The 16,829-nt window shown below is 50.5% G+C and carries 11 protein-coding genes; all 11 read right to left on the minus strand.

The window, feature by feature from the left end; genetic code table 11:
- A complete protein-coding gene (locus DFP98_RS22595) occupies window positions 1–972 on the minus strand; it encodes an XkdQ/YqbQ family protein (protein ID WP_116062872.1) in 972 nt (323 codons plus the stop codon).
- The gene (locus DFP98_RS22600) at window positions 969–1,631 is read right to left on the minus strand and encodes a LysM peptidoglycan-binding domain-containing protein (protein WP_116062873.1); all 663 of its coding nucleotides are present in this window, start codon (window positions 1,629–1,631) and stop codon (window positions 969–971) included. The genes DFP98_RS22595 and DFP98_RS22600 overlap by 4 nt, the downstream gene beginning before the upstream one ends.
- A 14-nt stretch (window positions 1,632–1,645) precedes the next feature.
- Window positions 1,646–3,757 carry a tape measure protein gene (locus DFP98_RS22605; protein ID WP_116062874.1) on the minus strand — a complete coding sequence of 704 codons (2,112 nt, stop codon included), beginning with the start codon at window positions 3,755–3,757 and terminating at the stop codon, window positions 1,646–1,648.
- Window positions 3,758–3,959: 202 nt separating this feature from the next.
- Entirely contained in the window at window positions 3,960–4,379 is a 420-nt protein-coding gene (locus DFP98_RS22610) for a phage tail assembly chaperone (protein WP_116062875.1), read from the minus strand.
- 13 nt (window positions 4,380–4,392) lie between these two features.
- Window positions 4,393–4,854, minus strand: a complete 462-nt coding sequence (locus tag DFP98_RS22615) for a phage tail tube protein (protein WP_116062876.1) — start codon at window positions 4,852–4,854, stop codon at window positions 4,393–4,395.
- A 12-nt stretch (window positions 4,855–4,866) separates the two neighbouring features.
- Entirely contained in the window at window positions 4,867–6,183 is a 1,317-nt protein-coding gene (locus DFP98_RS22620) for a phage tail sheath family protein (RefSeq protein WP_116062877.1), read from the minus strand.
- A 3-nt stretch (window positions 6,184–6,186) separates the two neighbouring features.
- Window positions 6,187–6,375, minus strand: coding sequence for a hypothetical protein (locus DFP98_RS22625; RefSeq protein WP_116062878.1), 189 nt, complete (start codon window positions 6,373–6,375; stop codon window positions 6,187–6,189).
- A complete protein-coding gene (locus tag DFP98_RS22630) occupies window positions 6,372–6,863 on the minus strand; it encodes a phage tail terminator family protein (RefSeq protein ID WP_116062879.1) in 492 nt (163 codons plus the stop codon). The genes DFP98_RS22625 and DFP98_RS22630 overlap by 4 nt, the downstream gene beginning before the upstream one ends.
- 227 nt (window positions 6,864–7,090) lie before the next feature.
- Window positions 7,091–8,296, minus strand: a complete 1,206-nt coding sequence (locus tag DFP98_RS22635) for an RCC1 domain-containing protein (protein ID WP_116062880.1) — start codon at window positions 8,294–8,296, stop codon at window positions 7,091–7,093.
- A gap of 257 nt (window positions 8,297–8,553) precedes the next feature.
- The gene (locus DFP98_RS22640; RefSeq protein WP_181917871.1) at window positions 8,554–9,759 is read right to left on the minus strand and encodes a Gfo/Idh/MocA family protein; all 1,206 of its coding nucleotides are present in this window, start codon (window positions 9,757–9,759) and stop codon (window positions 8,554–8,556) included.
- A gap of 20 nt (window positions 9,760–9,779) precedes the next feature.
- The gene (locus DFP98_RS22645) at window positions 9,780–16,799 is read right to left on the minus strand and encodes an S-layer homology domain-containing protein (RefSeq protein ID WP_116062882.1); all 7,020 of its coding nucleotides are present in this window, start codon (window positions 16,797–16,799) and stop codon (window positions 9,780–9,782) included.
- Window positions 16,800–16,829: the final 30 nt, after the last annotated feature.

Raw genomic sequence — 16,829 nt, forward strand, 5'->3', positions numbered from 1 at the left:
CTACACCACCCTTAAATCCAGTGACATCGTGTGATCGGCACCGTCAAAGCTATGCGTGCATTCATCCACCAGCAGCGCCTGATCAACCTCGTATTCGGCTATAACGATTCGGACTCGCATGCCAGCCCGTACCCGGACGTCACCTATAGCGCTTATCTTCAGCGACTTTGTTTCGCGATTTTTGATCTTGGCCAAGTTGAGCAGTAGCTCCTCTATCTGCGCCTCGTTCATATCCTCTTTCACGCTTTGATAGTGCTGTAGCAGCCCCCAGCGCTTAATGTTTACACTATCCTTAGCCACGTACAATTCCCGATTGCCGGTCTGGTTATTGTCTTTATACAGCTTGATCTGATTGTATGTGTCGCTGTCGATTGACTTCGTGACCTGATAGTCTGTCATCAGGCTGCCGTCGCCGATAATCAGATCAAGCTGCCCGTTGTCGACATCCCGCAGACAGAGAGCTCCGAAATCGTCATACAGGCAGTAGTCGCGTCCAGTGTTAGCGAAAGTGAGCGTAATCGCCTTACTGATAATATCGATCAGCTTTTGACTGTCCTCAGACATCGTCGGGATGCGATAACCGGTCTCGGCGACAGTTCCAAGCTTTAGCTCAAAATCCTTCGCAATCCGCTGCAGTATTTCGGTTGCCGTTGCACCGACAAATACATAGGTGTCGGTATTCATCAAATATCGGATTTGATCGTAAGCCGTTATTTTGACAGCCTCATCGCGCCCGCCTTCCATACTGAAAATGTATCCATGAAACAACTCGGTTTGACCTACGCGAACACGAACAACATCCCCATTGCTATAGGAAAAATCCCGCAGCTGGTAGAGGGGAGCTCCCTTAATCAAAGTGAAGGATAGACTGCCCGCCTTTCCGATACGCGACGTTTTCCAGGTCAGCCCTTCGGAGATTTCGCTGACATCCCATTCGCTTCCCTGTTTGTTTATGATTTTGACACGGATCATGGCAGCTTCAGCACCTTTCCAATAGGCAGTCGCTTGATCTCTGCGTCAGTAATTCCGTTCAGCTTCTGAATCTCCTTCCAGCGAGCGCCGTTGCCAAGTTGCGTCTGCGCCACCTTCCACAAGCTGTCTCCCGCCGCCATTTTATAGGTTTTCGGATTCTGCTTCTCATTGGGACGTGCGGAGCCGCCTTCTTGCCCCTGACCTGACTGTTCGTCAGTGCCTCGTTGAATCTTGCGAGCAGCATAAAAAACATATTTGCGCAGCTTAAGCGTATATTCGATATCTCCGGTTCCCCCTGGCGTTTCGTTCCAGGTAAACGATTCTATGCTTGCCGGGGTATTAATGTCGTACGTATCGCTAGCAATAATAAACCGAATCGGCCGTTTGGCTCTCAGCCATTTTTCGATCTTGTGAATGTATTCGTCGGGACGCAACAGCTCTTTAGATGTTACAAACGGGTACCTCTGCGTAGGAAAAAGACCGCTGAAACTGTATTCGGCCAGTTTGCGGTCTTTAATCACGTTGATTTCTCCTAGCCCTGCCACTTCGTAGGTTTTGCCTTGACCGGATTCGCTTACTTCAAAAGAGGTCGGATTGATCGGCAGCTCAAGCACTTCAGCTTTGTTGTTGAAACTCAGCTCAACGCCGTATACTTTCATATTGTCGTCCTCCTTTAACCATAAGCAGCGTCTGCAGAAGCAGCAATATCCTGGTTAAGTCTGTCCGTAATCTTCATAATGATCGTATCCATATCGCTCTCATTTCTGATGTGGGTATCCCCGAAAGAAATGCTAGGCGTAAGCGACACGAAGTTCTGAATGTTCTTCATTTCAGCCAACTCGCGCATCATCTTAAGATCTTCGCTGCTGATATCTACGGTATTGTTGATTTTTCCGACTTCGCCAACTTTGCCGATATTCGGCGTCTCGTAGGGGTTCTTACTGTCCCCAAAGCCCTTGAAGGCCTCTGCATCAGTACCTGTCAGATTATCCAGATTAAAATTTTTCAACTTATCGGATATCCCATTTGCCCAGCGCGAACCGGCATCGTAGCCTTCTTTGGCCTCATCAAGTATGGACTTTTTCTCCATCCGCTGTATAACCTTATACCCCTCGGGCATCTCGCCGACCCAATCCGTCATTTTTTCTTGCAGAGAGGTGATGCCTCCGGCAAGATTGGAGCCGAAAACCCAATCGATCGCTTCTGCAACTTTCTTGAGCATATCCAGCGTAGAATTGACGAATTCTGCAAACAATTTCTTCGCGGAATAAACGGGATGATTAAACACGTTAAGAAAAAACTCGGCAAACGCCGCGAATCCGTTATAGATATCCGCAATGATATTATAGATGGCAGCATACAGCCCTCTGAAAAACCCGACGACGGCTCCGACGATTTGTTCGGCGGTCACGCCCATCTGGGTAAGCACATAAATGATCGCAACGATGGCCAGGACAATCAGGACAACCGGCCAGTATACCGCCAACCAAGCCGCAGCCTGCGCAAAAAGCGCCGCGACCTGCGCATAGAGCGCTGCGGTCGTCAGCCAGATTTGAACGATAATATACGCCAGAAGCACGGAACCTAGTAAGACTAAAATAGGCTCTATTACCGGCCAATACGTAACGAAGGCGTTCGCAATCGCTTCAATGCCAGTTACCAAATCCCCAAGGAGAATAGCGGCCGTTTGAATGGCAAGACCGATATTGTTGATAAAAGCAGTACCGACGTCACTGTTCAAGAAATCGTTAATTTGCTCAATAATGGGACCAAAAGCCTGAAGAGCATTGTTTTGCAACTGATTCCGGACGTCAGCGAAGGTGCGGGGCACATCTTCGAATTTCCGGGTAATCTCGTCCGATGCCGCAAACATGGCATTTTTCATGATATCGGCCGTAATCTTGCCTTCCTCAGACAATTCCAGAAGCTCAGCTTGAGAAGTGCCCGTATAATTCGCAATTGCTTGGGCTAGCATCGGAGCATTCTGCATTATGCTTCTAAATTCGTCTCCTTGCAGCTTTCCCGCGACCATCGCTTGGGACATCTGCTGCATGCCTCCCTGCTGATCTTCGGCTGTTGCACCGCTAACCCGGAACGACTTTTGCAGCAGCTCGGTGAAGGTGATGACCTCATCGTTGTTGCCGAAAGTGTCCGAAGCCGTCCCCATTCGGCCAACGGCCTCTGCCATCTCCGTATAGCTGCTCCTGGCTCTCCCGGCCGACGCAAACACTTTCTGTTGAAGCTGGTTTGTTGTCTGCATCCCATCATTGACGAAGTCTAGCTTGGCTCGAATATTCATATACTCATCACTAATTCGCATCGCCGATTCCCAGTCAATGGACGAGAATACCCGCTTAAGCATTCCGTTCCCTCCGCCTTCTTCGCTTGCACCACCTGAGCCACCGCCACCACCCTCTCCCCCTGGAGGCGGGATATTGCGCACGGCCTCCGACAATTGTCTGACTAAATCGATAAGCTGACTAAACAGCGATGTCAGATTACTGTTCAGATGAATCGTGGCGGTAATCGTTCCAATTCGCGATAAAATCTGTAGTCGCAGGGCCGCCGCTCTAACCAAGGCTTGCCTGGTATCCAGATGAACGCTTACACGAATCGGCCGTATAGCAGACGCATTGAGGCTTATGCGGAGGACCGCAGGTTTTTCGATAAGCCTTCTCATACGCTCCAAAGCAACGTTTAAGACGTAGACGCGGCTTGTAACCCGATCCAGTGCTCGAGACAATTGATTCATCATACCAAGCGCTGACGATACGGTTGCCATCATTCTCACCTCCTCTGAAAATACGAATCGTGCTACCTTTTTTTCATTTTCGCCCTTTCGCGACTTTCCTTCTCGATCCGCACCTTGATCATCGCCGTTAGTGCCGCCTTCTTCCTACCATCCAAGGCGGTAAAATCCCACGGCATAAGATGGAACTCATGGAGGGCGTAGTAGGCGATATTCGCCTCCCCATCGCCCTCCTCGATTAGTTTTTTACCTCTTCCACTAACTCTTCCATATCGCGGTCGAAGCCGTTAAGCTCTTGCACCTTGCCGAGAAGAGCCGCGTACTCTCCAGCAAGTAGCATCTTCTTGAGCAGAGTTTCGGCTCCGTGTACGTTATAGGAATTTTGCAGTTCGGCATTCTTCAGATCGGGGTATACCACGCAGGCTGCGGCAATTTTCGCCATATAAACCTCCGGCTTGGTCTCCGGAAGACGCTGGCCGCCTCTTCCTTTTACGTACTGGGTGGAGGCTTTGCGGATCTCCTCATTTTCTTCCTCCGAAAGCGTGCGAAGCTTCCAAGAGATCGGGGCTCCATTGTCATCTTTGAATCGGTCGGAGACGGTAAATTCCTCAATCGTTTCCAGTTGCACGTTTTGTGCGAAAAAAGCCTGCAGACTCATCTTGGTTCTCCTCCTAATTAAGCTCGCTAAATAAATCCGGTAGCTCGTAATCGCTGAAAGTAAACGGAAGCTCCTCTTCCAACATATCATCCGAGGAAGCATCGAACTTGGCGGCGATAATGCTATCAAGGTTGCAGTGAAGCAGTCTAGCCGTCTGTTTACCGGCTCCCGATGTCGGATCCTCGTTGGTGATCTGCAGCTCGAACCAGAAGTCTTTGCCCGTTTTAATATATTCCCACATCAGTTGGCGGAAAATAGAAGTGACGTAATAGACCGTGAGCGTCCCGCTCCCTTTCCAGCCGGCAGAGCGCTGCGGCGTATTCGTACGCCCGAGAATGGGGACATCTACCTTATTCTTTTCAATAGTTGCCTCGATATTTTTGGCGTAGAACAATTCTTCCCTGCGTTCACCAAACGAAACAAAGGCCCTGGCCTGTTTACCGCTGATCGCATCGCTTTCTCTGAAAAATGCCATTGGAATCTCTCCTTACTGAACCGTAATGGTCGTGTAGATTTTTTCAATGCTATCCACTGGCTGAACAGCCAGATCGATTACTGTTACATCTGCCTCTGCGCCTGCCGAAACGGCAATGTCAGTTTGGCTGTTGAAGTTCTGGATCGCGTTGATGTTTTGAAGCGTAGCCAAGTAGTTGACGCATTCGCCTTTAAGCAAATTGCGTCCGTCGGCGTTATTCGGCACCTTGCCGAGATAGAAATTGGAGAAAATGCGAACAAGATCATTGCTCGCAGAATCCAATACGCGAATTACGCGGTTTTTGGAAAACGCCTTACCCTTCTCAGGAGCAAATGAGGTGAGGGAGTTAATATCCTGTTCGACGACCGCCCGTCCGTTGTTCACCGTAAACAAGAACTCTCCAGCTTGTAAAGCCGCAATAATCTGGCTGTTCGTGTATCTGGGGGAAGCATCCACAGCTCCATCATAGGCTGTGTAGGTTAGCGACTCATTGACATCGGCTCCTGCCGTTGCGGCGGCTACCCAACCCGTAACCTGCGCAGCGGAAAGCACAGTACCGTCATCCAGAATGACCCCGTTTTTGACGCTGATAACCCCTTCGTAATCAGCGGACGGATAGTTCTCCAACACGACCTGAATTTTCTTGCCATCTTCGTCTCTCAACCGCTTAACAAAGGAAGCAAAAGCCGCTTTAAGCGCAGTATCCGTCGAAGGCAGTGCAATCGTGTTGAAATCCTGCAGTTCAATCGCCTCAAGATAATCGAGATAATCCTGAAGAGCCGCCGTGTCATTCGAACCTCCGACAAGGGGGACGCCAGCCGCGGCGGCTAGTTCGCCCGTGCCTCCGAACGTAACCCATTCATTGGGAACCAGTCCGGAGATCGTTGAGACCGTCTGAGAATCTACCAGAACTCCTTTCAACAGCGTTTTTACGTCAAACAGGTTTTCGTCATCGACATTCTCCGCGACGGCCACCGCCAGATCGTTCCCGCGAATCCCAGCCCATCTGGCCGTCACCGTTAGGCTGCCGCTGGTTGCTGCTGCTTTCGTGCCCGTATTGACGCGATATACCAGCAACTTGCCGGCACGTTTCAGCGCTTCGCCGATCAGCAATAGCGATTCATCCGTGATCGGGTATCCGAGCTTGTGCAGTGTGTTCTCTCCGGCCTCGATTGTAATCACGCTCTTAGGCTCTCCCCAAGAAAGCACGAGAGGAATCGACACCACACCTCTTTCTCCTACCGACCCTAGAGCTTTCGGAGCGCTTTTGATATTGACGTACACGCCCGGTCTTACTTTGTTTTGAGTGGTCCATGTTCCACTTGCCATAGTTTATTGTGCCTCCCGTTTTAGGTTTTTTTCGAAGATATTGACCGCTTCTTTGACGGTATAAGTCTCATCGTCGCGAAGCAAACCTCTCATCATATCCTTCTCTACTGCCGTAAAATGCTTCGATGCAAGAAGGGCTTCCTTGCTGTGCTTGACCGGCTGAGCACCGGACATTGCTGCCTGCTTATTCATGGGTGAACTCCTCCATTCTGTTCTAGCTTCTGCATCATAGATGCTTCTGCAGGAGGCATCCAGACGAAAAGCTGATAAGTAACGTAGAAAAGAAGAGCCTCGCCTTCTGCCTTGAACTTCATTCCAATTCCTCGTACCGAACGGCCTCCCGCATGAATTTGATTCAAAGACGTCATCAGCCGCTCGGCGATCGTATGCATTTCGTTGAGTCTTCGCTCAGGGTCAGAGTACTGAATGACGAATGGAAGCGTCCAGCGATAACGCCGATCGAGCTCCTGCGTATGTGACGATTCAGCCAGCTTGACCAGAAAATAGGGAAGGCTCGGCTGGTTTATCTCCTCGCTCTCGATTGCAACCTCCGGAAACGCCTCCTCCAGCGCCCCATCGACTGCTCGCCTAAAATCGTTAACAGTTACCTGCAGCTTCATCACCTCCGGGATCTGCGACATCAATTGGCCATGAGTTCGGCCTTTGTAGGAAATGCTCACATTTTTCTCTCCCCCTCGCCTGGCAACGACCGACCATAGTAAGGGCAGTCGGAATAACCTTTCTATTTATAGGTGGCATTCGTACGACAAACAGAATTTTATTTAGAAGGACAACGCAAAAAGCGCTCCGAGTATCGGAAGCGCCTTTGGGTATATGAATCTATCGGAAAGGGAACCTTCTAACCTCCTGTCGTCGGTTGTCCTTTCTATGATAGAAAGCTATCCCCTCATTGCATTTTCTTAACAAGAATCGGAGTCAAGCTGTCCTTAAAGCTCGCATCTCCTAGCTGTCCGGCATTATTTTTTCCCCACGCCCATAGATTACCGTCTTCCGTAATCGCTACGGCATGCTGATCTCCCAAGGAGACTGAGATAACCTTCTCTATTCCCACAATACGTCTTATTTCATGCCCCTTCTTAAACTCTACAGGATAGTCGCCTATATTGTTTCCCAAGACCATGAGAGAGCCATCCTTTTTCAGAATTAGCGTGGATAACCCATTTGTAGCAATCGAAGAAACATCGGATAACCCGGTAATCTTTACAGGTTGATCTATGATTTCCGTTTCTTCCGGCAGTCCCAAATTACCTCTGAAGTTCTTTCCCCAGCCCCAGACTGTTCCGTCTTTCGCAATAGCAAAATTTTGCTTCCCCTGACCTTTCGATAAGGCCACGACATTTTTCAAGCCCTCAATCTTAATAGCGGAATAACTCGGATTCATCTCAATATTACGAACGGCATAGCTATTATTTTCGGTAAACTTATGAGTTCTGAACTGCTTATCCGCTAAGACAAACTTGATATCTTCGCCATAAGCCGTCCATTTCCATACCGTTCCGTCTTCCCTAAGGATATGAACTCCGGCTTTGCCGTCCCATGAAATATCTGTAGCGTCATTAATATTTTCAAGTTTGTGGTACCCGTTGTAATTCACCAATGGATGCCACACCCATACAGCACCGTCCTTGTCGATGGCGGAATAAACTTCGCCGCCCGCAATTTTTACAATATTGGACAATTCCTCGATCCGTTTCGGTTCTGGAAATTCGGTAGTACCCTCAAAAATTTGCACCGAGTTTACCTTCCAGCTTGGGCCCCACTCCCACACCGTACCATCTTTTTTCAAAATGATATGATTATCTCGGAACGCTTGAATTTCAGCTACATCCTTTAAATTCTTCATATGCTCGGGAGTGTTATCTCGGGGAGTAGGCTTGCCTTTAATGACGTCCGCTACTCCTCCCCAATACCAGATCAATCCATCCGAGGTTTGAGCAACGCTGTGATAATCGTAAGCGATAACGGTAGGCGGCTTCATATCAGGCTTTGGCGCGGCAAGTGCCGGCACGGATAAGGCTAGGGCTAGTCCGGCAGCGAATAAAATCGACCAGCGAAGCTTCGCCACCGTGCCCTTTGGAGCATTAATTTTCAACAAACTCACTCTCCAATCCTTTTTAATACTTCCAGTAATTAGACAGAATTTCCAGCAGAAAAGTTCCTCACTTTGGTGATTCTCATAATTCTAATGATTGGGAGGATTATAACCATGCAAAATGGCGGCAAGGGATTTGGCCTCTCCCTAGTGCCGCCATTATGATATACATCTTCTTTGCAGCGGGCTAACCTAACCTCGATTAACCTTACACTGTTAATGAACGCCAGAACCCTCATATTTCCTTCAATCGTTATTTATTTGATTGAGGTTTTTAATCGATTTTGCCGGTAATCGACGAAACGAACGGGCGCTCCCCCCGCCGCGACCGACTTCATGGATAGCGGAAACACAGAGCTCCACATCACCGCATCGTACACGTCGACGACAGGCTTCCGGTGTCCCTGGACAGCCGCTACGAATTCCTTCATGACGAACAAATCGCCGCCGCCGTGGCCCGCAGCCATCGCCTCGTCTGACCATTGTTGCCAGTGTGGATGCTCCCACTTCGGCGCACAGGCCCACAGCGACTTCCATTCCGCTTCGCCCTTGTCTTCGGCAGATTCATTCTCGAGCCAGATTACCGGGGACTCGCCATCGAATCGCGGCCCCATGTAGGCTCCCTTCGTGCCTTGCAGGCCGTAATGAACCATATTGTGCGGACGCGACGATTGCAGGTCAACACGCAGCGAGATAAGGACGCCTCGCTTAGTACGGATCAGTGTACTGGACGTATCCCCCTGCTGCCAGAATCCCGCCTGCGCACCCGGATGCTCTACACCGAACCGCTCGCAGAAATAGTCGACCGACGCTCTGCTGTTAGAGCTCAAGCTCACCAGTTCCTCGAAGTCGTCTCCGCCTTCCTCTCCCAGACCGAGCCATTTGACGACCGGTCCGAGTGAATGCGTCGGGTACGGCGCTCCATTATAGTCCCGAATATACTCTCCCCGCCATGTCAAACGGCCATCGTCATGGTGGAAAATACTTCGACAATCATGAATGTACCCGCACTCCGCATATGTGATTTCCCCGAATTCTCCGGCGTGCGCGAGCTGCTGCACCATCATATTCTCACGTGTAAAGATGTAGTTTTCCGCCAGCATATATGTTAATCCGGTTTGTTCGACCGTCTCGATCAGCTCCCACCCGTCTTCGATCGTATGCGCGGCTATCACTTCGCTCAATACATGTTTACCCGCGCGCAGAGCCTGAATCGCCTGACGAGCATGAATCAACATCGGCGTCGCGAGGAACACCGCATCGACCATCGGGCTGTCAAGCAGCTTCTCGTAGCTGTCGAACGTCGCAATGCCCGGATATTTGCTCTGCCAGTGGGCCAGAACGAGCGGATTAAGATCGCATACCGCCACCAGTTCGATCGCATCGGCCATACTTGCGAGCACGTTGCCGAAAGCGCCTCCCCGTTGTCCGCCCACGACTGCCATTCTTACTCTATTAACCATTGTTAAGCCTCCATTAAGTATTACGAAAGTATCAGTTTGACCAATCGCTCCATAATCGTTGCAGCTTGCTCGCGCGTAATCCATTCCTTCGGCTCCAGAAGCTTACCGGAAGTTCCGCTAAGGAGTCCGTTGGACGTAGCCCAGGTAACCGCTGGCACAGCCCAAGTCGAAATATCGCCATGATCGGCAAACTCTCCGATGGTATTCGCTGCAGCTTGTTCGCCAATCCGATTGTGCAAATAATTGTAGAGAATGACGCAAAACTGTTCTCGGGTCGCCATGCCCTCCGGGTTAAACGTAGCGTCGCTTGTCCCGGTAACCAGCCGATTTTCCGCCGCCCAGGCAACTGCTTGGCTATACCACTTGCCGTCTGCAACATCACCGAATTGCGGCTTCCCCGCAGGCACAGGCTCGCCGTCCAACCGATGCAGAATCGTAACCAGCATCCCCCGCGTCACAGGAGCGGTCGGGCTGAACGTGTTGCCGGATGTCCCCGTGAAGAGTCCTCGGGCCGCTGCAAATCCGATGCTTTCCATGGACCAACGGTTAACGACATCTTGGAAGCCGTGTCGCTTCTCCATGAGTTGGAAATCAGACGATCCTTTCAAAGCCATGATCCATTGTTTCCCGATGACAGCCGACTTGCTGACGATATGGCCATCGGCTAGCACCGGAACGCTTTCGGCGGACAACGCCTCCTTGGCGTCCACGGCAATCTTGATGTCGCTACCGAGATGATTCAGTACTTTGTCTCCCGACTTGATCTTGAACGAGTAGCGGCCAACCGGCTGTATGCCGATGGAAACCGTAAGCTCGCTCTTCATGGCTGCAAGCTCCTTCAGATTACCGGCTGTCAAGATTACGGTTCCCTGCGGCAAATCGATGAGCAGCCTGGAGACGGCATTGTTGACAAGCTGATCGACGGCTTCTCCGGGAAAAACGACTTCCGTCGCATCGGCAGCTTCCGTTATCCGAGGTCGGATGACAACCTCCCGATCATTCGGCGCGGAACGGGCAATGAGCTGCTCTATCTGTTTAACTGTTATTTTGATATGTGCAATCCCATTTCGAATAACGACTTCCGGAGCTCCTTCATCGATGTCGGATCCAGGAAGATTCGTAGCCGCACCCCCGCTCCCGCCAGAACCGATCGGCAGAAACTTGGCACGAACGGCCACATTGCCCGCTGGCATGACGAAGCTCGTCGAGGGATTATCCGCGCTCTTCAGTACCGCTTCGCCCGCCACAAGCTGCCAGCCTTTGAAGACATAACCCGGGTCTGCCTTTGCATGCAGAAGCACCAATTCGCCAGTTGCAGCGCGCGAGGTATGGGCTGATGATCGACCTCCCGGCGATGATTCTACCTCAATAGGATAAATAGAAACGGATTCCCCCAAAAGTTTGGTAGCCCCCATCGCTTCGGCACTCTTCGTACTGACGATGCCCCCATACAGCTCGATAAAGCTGCGTCCGATGTCGTCGCTGTCGTTGGCAGCCACATTGATTCCCACGTTGGCGTTTGCAAGCGGGGCAACGCCATTCGCTCCTATTATTGTCCATGGCAGAGCCGCGAAATAAACGGTATGCTTGGTCTCGTCATTGCGTACAATGCGCAATCCTATCTCTTCAGCGGCAATTTCCTGCAGCAGTAACGGCGTGCCAACGATCGTGTTGGAGTGGATATAGGCTTTAGGCGCTGTTCCGTTATTCGTCAGAGCAAACGTAAATTCAATTTTCCCTGCCGCCCCGTAGCCGGCATCGCGTCCGGGATCTATCGCGAACTGGACGCTGTCCTGCATCCACATTTCGCCTGTCTGCATCTCTTGAAGATGAACATCGTCGATCACATCCGCTAACAAATAAAAGTAGTTTTCGTCCCATAACGTTTGGACCGTCATCGATAAGTTATCGGGCTCATTGGACGTTCTGACAAGCTTGTCCGCCAGCTGCCAGACGCTGTCGGCGGCTCCGAGGGTTGGCGCAGCTTTCGGTGTCGTATTGAAAAAAGCTTTGCCGCTCAACTTGCCCGATACATCGGTATCTTCGATTTGGATGACAAGGTTGACATTGCCCGATGACTGCGCAGGAATCATATCCGACGGTAAGGTTAAGATGTCATAGTAGAAGCTTACCGTCTGCCCCGCCGGGATAAACTTCGCTTCATATATTAGACTACCGTCTATAAAATTAGCAGTAGCCGATTCTATGAGAATGCGAGCAGACACCGGATCGGCGGAAGTGTTGACGAGTACAAGCTTCATTTTCCATTGATCGTCCACGAATACCGGCGAGATGTTAGCCTCCAAGTAATCCGACAACACCCCGTTCACATCGGTTCCGGTTATGTTCTTGGAGATAACCGTCGCCTCCAACTTTTGCGTGACTGCCGAGGGATAGTTATTGTCCGACACGACTACGCCGTTGACGCCGTTCAAATAAATCGCCGGAGCGTCATCGTTGCTGTCCGTGTACCCCTTGCGCGGTTCGAAAACATTGCCCTCGATCGTTACATCCTGCGCACCGTTGACATTGATGGCGTACATGGTGTTCCGATTCCGGATGACATTGTTCCGGATCGTAATATGCTTGTGCAGCAAATATTGCGGGTCGCTGGTCATCTGCCCATCGCCCGAGATGTTAATGGGACTGTGCAGGACGGAGCCTGTGTAAAACCCGCTATTCTCGATCAGGTTATTCTCGATTAATAGGTTCCATACCGGTCCGCTTTCGCTCCATCCATCCTCGATTTCGGATTTGACCAGAATAGCGCTCATCCCGTTGTTCTTTAAAGTGTTATGTGCGATTTTCCCATCAAAAGCCTTAACGAGCAGACCGCGGGAACGGTTATTGTCTATATAATTGTTGTCAAATACAAACCCTCCGCCGTTTGCAGACTCGTTCTCGACCAGCGTTCCGGCCTCAAGGGCAAATGTTCCTTCAATGGTAAATTCGTATTGGTCGTTGCCCAAGGATCGGGTGGCCGAGGTAGCTAACGTGTCTGCCAATAGCTTGCCCTGACGAGTAAAGACGAGCACATGATCGCCAACCCGGAAAGGGGCATTGAGACCGGTATAGAAGTTATCTCCTTTGGTATAAACAACCGTATTCCCTGTCACACTGACCACTTTTCCAAATTCGCCGTTGACATTCGTCGCATCGTCCGTCATGTTCTCGAACAGGGAGTGGTACACGCGCATACCTTCACGCTTGTTCGTAGAGTGAGTCGCGTCAGCGGTAGAAATCAGAGGCTTCGACCCTCGATCCCGCCCCATGGCATCGGATTCTACCAAACCTTGTACGATAGCGTTAATCGTGGGCGTAGAATGATTGTAGTTTTTGAAGAAATCGGCCGTTCCCTCTGTCAATAACGGAGCGGCCGCAGGAGTTGCCGCTACGCGCCACAGAGTCGTCGCCTTGTCTCCACCGTATTCGCTGAAGCCAAATCCGCTGCCGTTCAGGACGCTGACGTCTTCATAGCGAATATCGCTGCTGTACATCAATTTGTTCACATTTGCCGTAATGCCGCGCATCACGATTTTATTGCCGACCTCCAGATGATCGCTAGCTGCGCCGCTTACGGTAAAGGTGTTCAATCTCGTGTTAGGGTCGTATGTGCGATTGCCCAATCCGCCGTCAGCGAACGGGGTCGCGAAGTTGCCGTTTGCGTCGGGCTTGAGCAAGGTTAATCCTGCGCTTTCCGGGTAGTATGCCGGATCGGTGAAATCGGGCAAGAAGCCCGGATCGGCAATAACCGTAATCGCTTTGCCATTCACAGCAACGATTGTTCCTTGCGCATTGGCGTTATTTTGAGAGTCCATGACAAGACCCTTAATCGTAATATGGGAACTATTGTTCATTGTAATCCCCGGAACAGTATACCGCTCGAATTCCGCCAACGCCCCGTAAGCGTAAATGCTCGTGCCGCTAAGCTGATCGAAGGCGATTTCGTTAGTGGCATATGCGCCTGGAGGAATCAAAACCGTTTGTTGCGTCCCAACCGAATCGGACAAAGCCTTCTTGAGGGTCACCTGTCGACCTTTCCAGTTAAATGTCTCTCTGCGCGGCATACCGACAAATAGCTCCTTGTCGATTTTAGGAAGCAAATCCAGATTGGCGCCGCTCGCCGCGCGAACGGAATAATCCAAAATATTATTTCCGTAGGCGTTGGTTGCCGTCCCCGCATCCACGGAGACTGCGCCCTCGTTGCCGTTAACAAGCGCATATGCAGTGTCGTTCAGTTTAATTAAACCGATATCCAGTTGATTTTCAATAATGCTGGCATTGCCGCTGCCATTCTGATACTCGATGTCGCCCTGAGCCTCGTTCCGAACGGAGACAACGTTCCGAGCGCCATTAACTGTAATTGCACTGCCATCGGCGACGATCTTGTTTAGACCAATCAATACATTCTGCCTGCCGGGCTGAACCCTGATCCCGGATTTTCCATTAATGGAATTGTTCTGAATACTCGTGTAGCTCGTGTTTACGTTAATTGCGGTATTATCCTGATCTACAAATACGTTGTTGCCGATATATGCCCCGTTTAAGCTGTTATCGTTCACGGCGTGCTTGCCGCCCTGAATGTAACTATTCATAACGGTAGCGTTGACCGTTTGGAAGGTGTCCACGCCTGTTGATTCTTGACCGTCCATTACAATTCTGACCTTGTCCAGTACAAGATCGGTGATTGCCTCGCCATTATCCACCCTTACGATCGGCATAGCTCCGCCATTTCGGCCTGCGCCGGCGTCTACATGGATTTCAACATTTTTCAGAGTCAATTTCTCGACATTCCACGTATTGATTACCGCTTCCGGCGCGCCTCCGCGCACATGGATCGTCAGGTCCTCCAAGACAACTTCTTTATAGCCTTGTATAAAGACAGAGAAACGTCTGTCGTTCCACGGTTCAACCACAACATCGCCAATGGTCGAAGTTTCAATTTTGGCATTGTTGCCATTGACGAGGAGCGATTCGCTGCCGTTACCATAAAAGCCCAATGAATCATTATCGCTGGAACGATAGATCGCCCCCTCGTCCGCAAGACCATTTTTCAGACGGCTGGCTATCGCGCTTGAAGATTCCTCAATAGCCGGTGTATCTCCGTAGTCTCGCGCTGCCAAAGGATATTCCCCTTCCTGAAGCGTACTGCCGACAACTGTAGGAATAAGCGGTTCATCCGTGACTCCAGGGTCGCTCGGGTCAAAGTTGTTATAGGTAATGATCGGATTTAGCGCGACGGAGTCATGCCAGTTCTGCGTCCCGCCAAGATTGAGACGAAACCAAATGTATTCATTCTTCCTGACATTCACGGAAATCGGAGCGATGCTCTTCGTCTCGCCATTGGCGATATCCTGCATCACATTTATATCCTCCGTATGGCCCGGATACAGATTTTCTATCAAGCTGCCGGTACTGCTTAAGAAAATGCCGAATTTAACGCCGTCGCCCGCATCTGCGTTTCCGTTGGAATCTGCCAAGCTTACGGTTCCGTTTTCTAGCGCAATCTGAATCGTACCTGTATAAGGCGCCTTAAACGCAATCAAAGTATCGTTCTCCGCTCCCGCCAACATCCCATTTTGGCGAATGAGACCGGCGCTGTAGCTTCCGTTCATTCTCCAGTTTTCACCATCGTTATGGGGCATTCTAACAGCCCTTTCGCTCCCGAAAGGCACATACATATACTCCCATTGGCCTGAAGGATTATTTGTATTCAAGTACTGCGCTTTGAAATTATAGACGAGATTGGTCGAAGGGATATTCCTCTCGAGATCGAGACTTGCGACATAATTGAAATCGATGTAGTCAATCATCGGGTCAATCCAAACCGGCTGAATGGGCTGCGTGTCGCTCTTGGCAACCACAAAGCGAATCTGATCGCCCACGAAGCCAGATACCGTCAAATTGTCGAATGCAATTGAGGTATCGTTGTTATCCACGGAATGCCAGCCTTCGCCCGTAGGCCAGATTTTAACGTTTCCTTTAAATAGGGCTACATTCGCACCCGATTCGACCGTTATGGCATCGTTCTTCGTTGCGATGCTAACCGTGCCGTTACGAGGCATAGTGTAGGCATATACAGCTGCGCCATTCTCGCCGGGATGCACGGCCATGTTTGCGCTGTTGATCGCGCCGTTGCTTGACCCCCATAGACTCTGGCCGGTATAAAGCCATTGACCGTCCACTTGATCGAGCTTCGTAAAGCTTTTGGCTCCATAGGAATAGCTTTCGTACATCCAACCCTTGCTCAATTCGGCATCGTTGCTAGCCAAACTTATCATTGCATCTTGAGAAACGGAGGTGTGAGGCAACTGCTTCGCTTGCTCGCTCAGGTCGGCTTCTACCGTATACGTCTCCGACATCAAACTTACATATGGACGCCACTCCAGGTTATCGTTGGATGGATTATCGCCCGCGTTCACGCGGAAATAGAATTGGTCGCCGGCTTTAGCCGCCGTCGTGATTTCCGGCATAGGGATGGCCTCGTTGCTGCTTGCCGTCACCTCAACCCTTTTCCACTTGCTGTATGCGGGCCAGATCCGCTGATCATTTTGATACACTGCAACATTCACATATCCGTCAACCGCCGCGCGTAAGAACAGCTTGTCGTCGGAACCGAGCGAATAAACGCCAGTCTCGGAAACTGCATAAGAATAGACCGCATCGTAATCGTCCGAAGGACTGATTTTTACATTGCTGATCCGGCCGTAGGTCCAATTGGGCCCTTGCTGCGAACCGCCACCCGCCGGGGTGATTTGATGAGAATAAGTCCAGTTGTTGTCATAATCGTCATAATAAAAGCTATCCATGTTCGTGTATTGACCCGGCGAAAACGAATCCTTCCCGACAAATTGGTACGACCAACTATTGTAAGGGTTTTTGTTGTTATATAGGGTTCCGGGTACAAGATCGGTAGCGGGATACTGCTGGTTCATTTGGCTCTTCGATACGACTTCCGACGCACTGGCCACTGGAGTGTTTGTCCATAAATTAAGCAGCATGCTCGTGACTAATGGTACGATTAGCAATTTTCTCTTCATAGTGGCTTATAACCTCCTACTGAGATGTTT

Source organism: Cohnella phaseoli (genome assembly GCF_003386235.1).
Taxonomy (GTDB): Bacteria; Bacillota; Bacilli; order Paenibacillales; family Paenibacillaceae; genus Cohnella; species Cohnella phaseoli.

Excerpts from the sequence above, each read along its gene's own strand:
- DFP98_RS22595 (WP_116062872.1), bottom strand. The coding sequence starts at position 972 with ATGATCCGTGTCAAAATCATAAACAAACAGGGAAGCGAATGGGATGTC.
- DFP98_RS22600 (WP_116062873.1), bottom strand. The coding sequence starts at position 1,631 with ATGAAAGTATACGGCGTTGAGCTGAGTTTCAACAACAAAGCTGAAGTG.
- DFP98_RS22605 (WP_116062874.1), bottom strand. The coding sequence starts at position 3,757 with ATGATGGCAACCGTATCGTCAGCGCTTGGTATGATGAATCAATTGTCT.
- DFP98_RS22610 (WP_116062875.1), bottom strand. The coding sequence starts at position 4,379 with ATGAGTCTGCAGGCTTTTTTCGCACAAAACGTGCAACTGGAAACGATT.
- DFP98_RS22615 (WP_116062876.1), bottom strand. The coding sequence starts at position 4,854 with ATGGCATTTTTCAGAGAAAGCGATGCGATCAGCGGTAAACAGGCCAGG.
- DFP98_RS22620 (WP_116062877.1), bottom strand. The coding sequence starts at position 6,183 with ATGGCAAGTGGAACATGGACCACTCAAAACAAAGTAAGACCGGGCGTG.
- DFP98_RS22625 (WP_116062878.1), bottom strand. The coding sequence starts at position 6,375 with ATGAATAAGCAGGCAGCAATGTCCGGTGCTCAGCCGGTCAAGCACAGC.
- DFP98_RS22640 (WP_181917871.1), bottom strand. The coding sequence starts at position 9,759 with ATGGTTAATAGAGTAAGAATGGCAGTCGTGGGCGGACAACGGGGAGGC.
- DFP98_RS22645 (WP_116062882.1), bottom strand. The coding sequence starts at position 16,799 with ATGAAGAGAAAATTGCTAATCGTACCATTAGTCACGAGCATGCTGCTT.